At 41.0% G+C, this 8,159-nt stretch carries 9 protein-coding genes and 1 riboswitch; of the genes, 7 read left to right on the top strand and 2 right to left on the bottom strand.

What is annotated here, in order from left to right; all coding sequences use genetic code 11:
* Nucleotides 1-601, top strand: a 601-nt coding sequence (gene rpsD / locus IJT21_03920) for a 30S ribosomal protein S4 (protein MBQ7577400.1), incomplete at its 5' end; no start/stop codon positions are given.
* Nucleotides 602-623: 22 nt separating this feature from the next.
* Nucleotides 624-725, top strand: a riboswitch (SAM riboswitch).
* 83 nt (nt 726-808) lie between these two features.
* Nucleotides 809-2,008 carry a methionine adenosyltransferase gene (gene metK / locus IJT21_03925; GenBank protein MBQ7577401.1) on the top strand — a complete coding sequence of 400 codons (1,200 nt, stop codon included), beginning with the start codon at nt 809-811 and terminating at the stop codon, nt 2,006-2,008.
* A gap of 45 nt (nt 2,009-2,053) precedes the next feature.
* Here metK and IJT21_03930 read toward each other — a convergent pair whose 3' ends face one another.
* Nucleotides 2,054-3,034: a Coenzyme F420 hydrogenase/dehydrogenase, beta subunit C-terminal domain gene (locus IJT21_03930; GenBank protein MBQ7577402.1), complete on the bottom strand. Its 981-nt coding sequence runs from the start codon at nt 3,032-3,034 to the stop codon at nt 2,054-2,056.
* A gap of 152 nt (nt 3,035-3,186) precedes the next feature.
* Between IJT21_03930 and IJT21_03935 the strand changes: the two genes are divergently transcribed.
* A complete protein-coding gene (locus IJT21_03935) occupies nt 3,187-3,897 on the top strand; it encodes a DUF554 domain-containing protein (protein ID MBQ7577403.1) in 711 nt (236 codons plus the stop codon).
* Between the two features lie 63 nt (nt 3,898-3,960).
* Here the strand turns inward: IJT21_03935 and IJT21_03940 are convergent, their stop codons facing one another.
* The gene (locus tag IJT21_03940; GenBank protein MBQ7577404.1) at nt 3,961-5,358 is read right to left on the bottom strand and encodes a purine/pyrimidine permease; all 1,398 of its coding nucleotides are present in this window, start codon (nt 5,356-5,358) and stop codon (nt 3,961-3,963) included.
* A gap of 121 nt (nt 5,359-5,479) precedes the next feature.
* Between IJT21_03940 and IJT21_03945 the strand changes: the two genes are divergently transcribed.
* From IJT21_03945 to IJT21_03960, 4 genes are read left to right on the top strand one after another with little or no spacing between them, the layout of a single operon-like run.
* Nucleotides 5,480-5,938 carry a hypothetical protein gene (locus IJT21_03945; GenBank protein ID MBQ7577405.1) on the top strand — a complete coding sequence of 153 codons (459 nt, stop codon included), beginning with the start codon at nt 5,480-5,482 and terminating at the stop codon, nt 5,936-5,938.
* Between the two features lie 3 nt (nt 5,939-5,941).
* Complete coding sequence (locus IJT21_03950; GenBank protein ID MBQ7577406.1) at nt 5,942-6,919, top strand: hypothetical protein; 978 nt, start codon at nt 5,942-5,944, stop codon at nt 6,917-6,919.
* Nucleotides 6,885-7,220, top strand: a complete 336-nt coding sequence (locus IJT21_03955; protein MBQ7577407.1) for a hypothetical protein — start codon at nt 6,885-6,887, stop codon at nt 7,218-7,220. The genes IJT21_03950 and IJT21_03955 overlap by 35 nt, the downstream gene beginning before the upstream one ends.
* The gene (locus IJT21_03960; GenBank protein MBQ7577408.1) at nt 7,220-8,023 is read left to right on the top strand and encodes a LicD family protein; all 804 of its coding nucleotides are present in this window, start codon (nt 7,220-7,222) and stop codon (nt 8,021-8,023) included. The genes IJT21_03955 and IJT21_03960 overlap by 1 nt, the downstream gene beginning before the upstream one ends.
* Nucleotides 8,024-8,159 lie beyond the last annotated feature (136 nt).

Below are 8,159 nucleotides of genomic sequence, written 5' to 3' on the forward strand. Positions count from 1 at the left end.
AAGAGAGCCGAGATTCAAATTATGCCGACATCTGGGTGTGAACGTATGCGGACACCCTAAGGCTTTAAAGCGTACAGATACAAAGAAAACCGCAGCCGCCGCAGCAGCCCGTACAGGTCAGAAAGTTTCACAATATGGCCTGCAATTAATGGAGAAACAAAAAATTAAAGCATATTACGGGATTCTTGAGAGACAATTTGCACGTTATTTCGACATGGCTAAAAAAAGTGAAGAAATGACCGGTGTAGCACTCTTGAAAGCTCTTGAATGCAGATTAGATAATTTAGTTTATAGAACAGGATTCGCGCGTTCAATCAGACAGGCGAGACAGCTTGTGAGTCATGGTCATGTGCTCGTAAACGGCGAAAAAGTTGACATTCCTTCATTCGGAGTCAAAGTTAATGACGTTATCAGCCTTAAAGAAAAGACTCGCACAAATCCATTAGTAGAGAATAATTTTAACGGGCTTGTCTCGTTCAATGTGCCTTATTTAGAGAAGGATAAATCACAGTTCAGCGCAAAATTAATCCGTGAACCTTTACGCGAGGAACTGCCAATCGAAGTAAATGAAATTCTCGCAGTTGAGTTGTACTCAAAGTAGCGATTAATTCATAAAAATATAACTCTTATCGAGAGAGGTGGAGGGACCGGCCCTATGAAGCCCGGCAACCTGTTCGAATCAGGTGCCAATACCGGCAGCAATTATTTACGCTGGATGATGAGAGAGAGACAAGAAAAATTTTTTAGCGCACTCTCTTGAATTCCGGAGGGTGCGTTGTTTATTATGTAAGGAGGCAAATAATTTATTATGTCAGAAAAATTTATTTTCTCGTCCGAGTCAGTTACTGAAGGACACCCCGACAAAGTAGCAGACCAGATTTCAGACGGTGTTCTTGACGCGATTCTCAAAGACGATCCTATGGGCAGAGTCGCTTGTGAAGTTCTTGTATCTACGGGACTTGTTGTCGTAGCAGGCGAAATCAGCACAAAAACTTATGTCGATATTCCAAAAATTGCGCGCGAAACTATTAACGGAATCGGCTACACACGCGCTAAATACGGTTTTGACGGAGAAACTTGCGCAGTTCTCACGGCAATAGACGAACAGTCAAGCGACATCGCACAGGGCGTTAATAATGCTATCGAAGTCCGCGAGCAGGATTTATCAGAAAACGACATTGCTAAAACCGGAGCAGGCGATCAAGGCATGATGTTCGGTTATGCGTGCAACGAGACAAAAGAATTTATGCCTATGCCCATTGCACTAGCTCACGCGCTTTCACGTCAATTAACGAGAGTCCGCAAAGACGGCACACTTTCATATTTGAGACCGGACGGAAAGACTCAAGTTTCTTTGCGCTATGAGAATCGCAAGGCCGTTCACGCTGATACAATCGTAGTATCTGCACAGCATCACCCGGAAGCAAGTTTGAAGCAAATTCGAGCAGACATAATCGAACACGTAATCACGCCCATAGTACCGGCAAATTTAATCGATCATGACACAAAAATTTTCGTGAATCCTACGGGAAGATTCGTCAAGGGCGGTCCGATGGCTGACTCAGGTTTGACAGGACGCAAAATTATCGTCGACACTTACGGCGGCTGGGTACCTCATGGCGGCGGAGCTTTTTCCGGCAAAGATCCCACTAAAGTCGACAGAAGCGGCGCATATATGACTCGTTATGCTGCAAAAAATATCGTCGCGGCCGGAATTGCTGACGAATGCCAGATTCAAGTCGCTTATGCAATCGGAGTCGCTGAACCTGTCTCGCTCAATGTAAATACTTTCGGTACAGGAAAAATCAGCGATGAAAAAATTTCTGAATTACTGCGTGAGATTTTCGACTTCAGACCCGCTGCGATTATCCGCGATTTAGATTTGAGGAAGCCTCAATATAAAGCTCTTGCATCTTACGGCCATATGGGAAGAATTGATTTACCAGTTCTGCCGGGCTGGGAGAAGACTGACAGAGCCGAAGAATTAAAGCGCGCAGCAGGAATATAATAATTACAAGCCCTCTCTTGTTATTTCGCAGGAGAGGGAAAATTTTTATTGTCTGTGCAAGATTGTCCGCTTGATAAATTTTCTGACTCGTGAGGGGATAAATTTTCTCGCGTAAACTTTCAAGTATCCGCCGTCATGATTGATTAACGCCTTGTGAAGTCCTGCGCGCATTAAATCACCGCAAAATTTTTCGTAATCAGCAGGTTTATTTCGGGTCAGATAATACATTGAATTATTGTCAAGAATAAAATCTATATCAGCGGGCATTAAAGCAAAATTTTTCGTGTCAATCATGTCAATTAAATTTTTTCCGCGCTCATTGTTCACGATAAAGACTGACACGCCGTCGGGATTGTAGCCGCTCATTTCGTGATTTATTCCCCAAAAATCGCCGATTGTTATATCTGATTTATTATTAACGCCTCTGAACCTGCAAGAATAGCAGCATTCACGAGCAAATGAAGCAAACGCCCGCCCGTAATCGGATTTATAAAACTCTTCACAGAAAATTTTGCCGTCCTCAAATTCTGCCCTGATAAAAGCAGGAGTCCAGCCTAATTTTTTATAGCGTACAGTGAAATTTTTTATGCGCGAATTAAATTTTTTAGTGAGAGATTCTATATATTGCGTGTGAACTTCCTTTAATGTTGGCCCGTAGCAGATTAAATCAACCGTGTACAAATTTGAGTCGTCGAGATTATTTGCTTTGACGAAAGATTTTAACGCCGCTACATCACAGCCGAGTCCGATAAATAATATTTTACGGCCTGACTTTATTTTTTCAGCGACTAACGGCCATAAATTTTTCTTGCTGGTCTCGACATATTTAGAACCTTTGAGTCTGTCTAAATCTTCGAGTCTTTCAACGCAGGTAAATTCAGCAAACCTGAAATCAGACGAGTAACAAGCCCCGAAAATTATCCCGTTCTGCTTAATTATTGATTCTGATAGTGCGATTGCTGCTCCTCCTGATGACGACGCTAATAATTTTTCACGTTCACGAAAATAACCGGAGTAAGCGCAAATTGCCCTTGTCCTGACTCCTGACTCCTGACTCCTGACTCCATTATTATACTTTTATTGCTCGACAATTTTTGTCAACCGCCTTTCACGCAAATAATATATCATAATTTATGTGCTACAATGAGCGAAAATTTTAAACAGGAGTAAAATTTTATATGCTTGAAATCTTTAAATCAATTCCGGCCGGAGGAACTATATTTAATTGCATTACAGTAATAATCGGAAGTCTTATCGGGTTATTTGCGGGAAAATTTATATCCGAACAAAAACGCGGGACAATTTTTAACTGTCTTGGGCTGTTCACGTGCTATGTAGGAATAAATATGACTCTGAACACAAAAAATTCCATTCCAGTGTTATTAAGTCTCGTATTAGGAGCTATAACGGGTGAAATTATCGGACTCGAAGAAAAATTAAATATTCTGGGCGATAAATTGCGTGAAAAATTTAGCAAGTCCGACTCAAACTCTAATTTTACTCAAGGATTTGTGAATGCTACATTATTATTTTGTGTGGGAGCTATGGCGATAATCGGTGCATTTAATGACGGGTTGAGACATGATCCCGAAATATTAATCACCAAAGGAGTTATGGACGGAGTCGCGTCTATGATGATGGCCGGTTCGTTCGGGATAGGAGTATTATTTTCTGTTGTGCCGTTATTTATTTATCAGGGAGCTTTTACACTTGCAGCGTCGTTAATTGAGTCGCTAATTACGCCGGAAATGTACGCAAATATTTCAGGAGTCGGCGGCTTAATGATTATTGGAATAGGTTTAAACATGTTGAAGCTAACGAAATTGAGACTCTGCGATATGCTGCCGGGTTTAATTTATGTGATGTTCTTTACGGCTCTATTCGCGTAAAAAAAATTTCTCCCGGCCATAACGACTGGGAGAACGTGAATATCTATCTATAAAAATTTACGCTTAATTCGATTCTCTGCTAATTCCGCGTTCTGCGTCAGTTCCTGGAATAAGTGAGTCGCAAATGGCTGCGCAAAGTCCTGCTACTGCCATCGGAGTCTTTAACACTGCCCAGATCATCCCGCCTAAAGTCTGCATTAACTGACTGCTTGCCGGGTTCATAAATAAAGCCTGATTCTGCTCAACCCAGCCGGGAAGACCTAACGCCATTAAGAACGCAAAACCGACGATTAAAATATTTCTCTGGCTCGACATGTCAGCACGCATTAAAACTTGTATGCCCATTGCGCCAATTGTGCCGAATAAAGCTATATAAGCACCTCCGATAATGGGTGAAGGCATTGTAGCAATTAACGCGCTCAATTTTCCTACAAAGCTCATGAGAATTAATATTACTGCTCCTGTGCGGACTACAGCTCTTGAAGCAACTCCTGTTAATCCGATTAAGCCGATATTTTCAGTGTATGACGTTGTACCTACTGAACCGAACACACCCGATAACGCACAGCAAAGACCTTCTGCACCGATTCCCCTGCTGATTGTCTCTGAGTCAGGATCGCTAACTCCCGACGCGTAAGAAACTGAATGATAATCGCCGATTGATTCAATCATTGTTGCGAAGAAACCTGCTAACATTGCTGCTATTGCCATTAAACTAAATTTCGGCATACCCCACGGAATTATAACTGTCTTGAAATCTCTAATCCATGAAGCCTCGCCAACCTTCGCAAAATTTACGTAAGCGGGGTGATCAGGTGCAAAGACTCCATTACTTGAGAGAATAAGACAAATTGTATAAGTAATCACAATCGCTAATAAAATCGCGAAAATGTTTATGTACTTGTTGCGAATTACTAAGCTGAACAAGAAAATTAATATCACGACCGCAAGTGAAGCCGGCCAATAATTAGCTGCGTTTCCTTGTACTGCTGTTCCTGCGAGAGAAAATCCTATTGCCATTATTACCGGGCCGATTACTACAGGGGTTATTACTCTGCGAATCACACCGACTATGCGGCTGTAACCGATGACAGATAAAATTATTCCGCCCGCGATTAAGCCTCCCGCCATATATTGCATTACACTTTCGGGGCCTGCTGCTTTGTAGAGTGCTATAACTGTCATAACCGAAGGGATAAAAGAAAAGCTCGATCCTTGTACTATTGGAAGTCCTGAACCGAGCTTTTTGCTTGTCTGTATTAACGTTGCTACACCCATTCCGAAATAAACACAGGATATTAACGAAGCTATTTGTAAAGTGTCCATTCCCATCGCGGGGCCAAATATTAAGGGAACTAATGTTGTCGAACCGAAAAGCGTTAAAACGTGCTGCGCTCCTGAAAGAAGCATTATTACGAACGGCGGCCGATCCTCGATGCCATAAATCATTTTTCTGGCCATGTAAAAACCTCCTGAAACAATTTAATTTTCAGGTACGAAATTATGAGTGCAAATTAAAATTTTGTCAAGTGTGTTATACTCACATGAATAAAAATTTTTTTCTGAGAGCGTGATTTATTTTATGAAACGTTTTGTAATTGCTGTTATATCACTTGCATTATTTGCCGGGACAGCTTCGGGAGATATTGCAGACCCTAGAATATTTAGACGGCCAAGACCGCAGCCCGCACCGGTTGTACGTCCGAATCGTCCTGCAATTTTTACGCGCGCAAAATTTGAATTGACTCCCGTTACTGATAAAGAATGCGCAGTAGAATTTGTTATGACGATTTCTAAAGATGTAAATTATTCTTTCACGTTCAGGAATGATGATAATTTGCTTGATTCATTTAGCGGCACAAGCACAGAGGACACAGAAATAATTAAACGCGTTCTGACATATCAGCGTCCGGAAAACGGCGAAAAATTAAATTATTTCCTTGAGGCCAAGTGCAGTGAGTCAGGCAAGCGCGCGAGAATTTACAGAAGGCGTATAACTGTTTATAACGTGAACGGCGAAATTTATTTTATCGCGAATTAATAAATGCTGCTGTTATGTACGATTTTACATTTTGCAGTTGACGGAGTCTGCGGTGCTGTACTGGCTGATTATGCAGTGAACGAGGCTAATTTTGACGAGATATTATATTATTTCGGGATTTACACTGTGATAGCGTTCGGTCTTCAATGGCTGGCGGGGTTAATTCTTGACAAGCGAAAAAATTTAATTCTGCCGGTCTTTGCTGTTGCTCCTGTTTTGCTTGCGGGAGGATTATTTGCTGGTCTCGGCACATTTTTGCAGGTTATATTAATTGCGTCTGGAAATTGTTTATTTCATGTGTCAGCGGGCGTGATGATTCTGACTCGTTCGCAAAATTTTCGTGAACCTGGAATATTTGTATCAAGCGGTGCAATCGGTTTAGGGCTTGGACTTGCTCAAATTGTTAGTGCGCTGATATTTGAAGTAATTTGCATAATTTTTACTGGGACGGCTTTATTTTGCGCGAAAAAATTTCGAGTTCATGAAAATATTTATAATCACCCGCAAAAAGTGTCAGGATTGCTAATAATTGGAGCTTTATTGCTGCTTGGGTGTGTGATTCTTCGCGGCTTCGGAGGTTCGGCAGAAATTCCCGGTTTTGTTATGTTAATGCCGTGCGTTTTTGCGTTGGGGAAATCGGCGGGAGGGATTCTCTGCGATTTAGCCGGCTGGAAAAAATGTATACTTGCAATTTTTGTGATGAGTTTTTTTGCGCTGCAAATGACTGGAAATCTTGCGGTTATTCTGCTTGTGTTCGCGTTTAATATGACGATGCCGCTGACGTTAAGACTCTTGCAAAAAATTTTTCCTGATTATCCGGGCTTGATGTTCGGACTTGCTGCGGGGTGTCTTGTGCCGGGGTATTTCCTGAAAGAATATTTTGCGGTGTCGCCGTATGTTATGACGGTTATACAATTTTTGAGCTTATTTGCTGCGGGGTTAATTTATGTGCATAATTGCGATTTTTACGGCATTGATTGAGACTCCGATATTTTATTTTGCGGGCTATAAAAATTTTCGTGAGTGTTCATGCTTTGCGGCGATAAACATAATGAGTAACTTGATTCTGAATCAATATTTAGACTCGATGACTTTTGCGGGCGATTCGATTGAGTTCATGATTATATTATTTATTAGCGAAATTATTATAGTCCTGCTAGAATTTGCTTTGTGTGTATGCGTGAATATTGACATGACGAGAAAACTTTTTATGACTCTGATATTCACGAACTTAGCGAGCTTTATAACGGGCTTGATTTATGCGTTAGGAGGAATAATTTAATGCAGGAAATGACAATTGACGAGATTCACGACGCGGAATTATACGTCCTCAAGAGAATAGACTCTATTTGCAAAGAACTTGACATAAAATATTGGGTTATGTTCGGGACTTTGCTGGGTGCGGTTCGTGAAAGAGGCTTTATTAAATGGGATGATGATCTTGATATCGTCATGAAACGTAATGACTATGAAAAATTTATTAAGTACTTTATGCAAGGGGGGGGGGGGCTACATTTAGATCACATTCTTACGCGCAAAAATTACCCTTATTATATTGCTAGAGTCTCGGAGACTACGAACTCAATCACAGAATCATATCAATCAGGTTTATTTGTTGACGTTTACCCTATGGACGGTCTTGAGGGGCCTCAATGGCTGACGGGTAACAGGCGCAAAATTGCAGATTTAATCATATTTCATTTAATAGGTGGAAATAAATATATTCTAGGTAAGACGTTATTACGCAGAATCAGATACGCTGCATTTGTTTATACATGTAGATTTGTGCGTAAAGTTTTCGGGTTAAATTTTTCGCGCCGACTCGCATTGAAGATACTTGACTCAATCGCAAAAAAATATAAATTCGACACCAGCGAATATGTCGGGATTCCGGGCTGGGAGACTTCTGAATGTTGGAAACGTGAATATTTTGACGAGACAATTTATCTCAAGTTTGAAGATTTTAGCGTCCCGGTACCTAAAGGCTATCACGAGATTTTGACGCAGAAATACGGCGATTATATGCAGCTGCCTCCGGAAAATGAACGAGTCCCGCACCATTATTATAAAGCGTACAAACCGTAATATAACAACTCCCCCCGTTTTTTAGCGAGGGGAAAAATTTATTTTATGCCTTAAACTTTATTACGAGATTAATTTATGCTAAACTTTATGCAAATTTTACGTAATAGGAGGTATTGACAAAATTGAATCACTCCGC

This window comes from Synergistaceae bacterium, assembly GCA_017443945.1.
In the GTDB taxonomy this organism is placed as follows: Bacteria; Synergistota; Synergistia; order Synergistales; family Aminobacteriaceae; genus JAFUXM01.

Excerpts from the sequence above, each read along its gene's own strand:
- metK (MBQ7577401.1), top strand. The coding sequence starts at position 809 with ATGTCAGAAAAATTTATTTTCTCGTCCGAGTCAGTTACTGAAGGACAC.
- IJT21_03935 (MBQ7577403.1), top strand. The coding sequence starts at position 3,187 with ATGCTTGAAATCTTTAAATCAATTCCGGCCGGAGGAACTATATTTAAT.
- IJT21_03940 (MBQ7577404.1), bottom strand. The coding sequence starts at position 5,358 with ATGGCCAGAAAAATGATTTATGGCATCGAGGATCGGCCGCCGTTCGTA.
- IJT21_03945 (MBQ7577405.1), top strand. The coding sequence starts at position 5,480 with ATGAAACGTTTTGTAATTGCTGTTATATCACTTGCATTATTTGCCGGG.
- IJT21_03950 (MBQ7577406.1), top strand. The coding sequence starts at position 5,942 with ATGCTGCTGTTATGTACGATTTTACATTTTGCAGTTGACGGAGTCTGC.
- IJT21_03955 (MBQ7577407.1), top strand. The coding sequence starts at position 6,885 with ATGTGCATAATTGCGATTTTTACGGCATTGATTGAGACTCCGATATTT.
- IJT21_03960 (MBQ7577408.1), top strand. The coding sequence starts at position 7,220 with ATGCAGGAAATGACAATTGACGAGATTCACGACGCGGAATTATACGTC.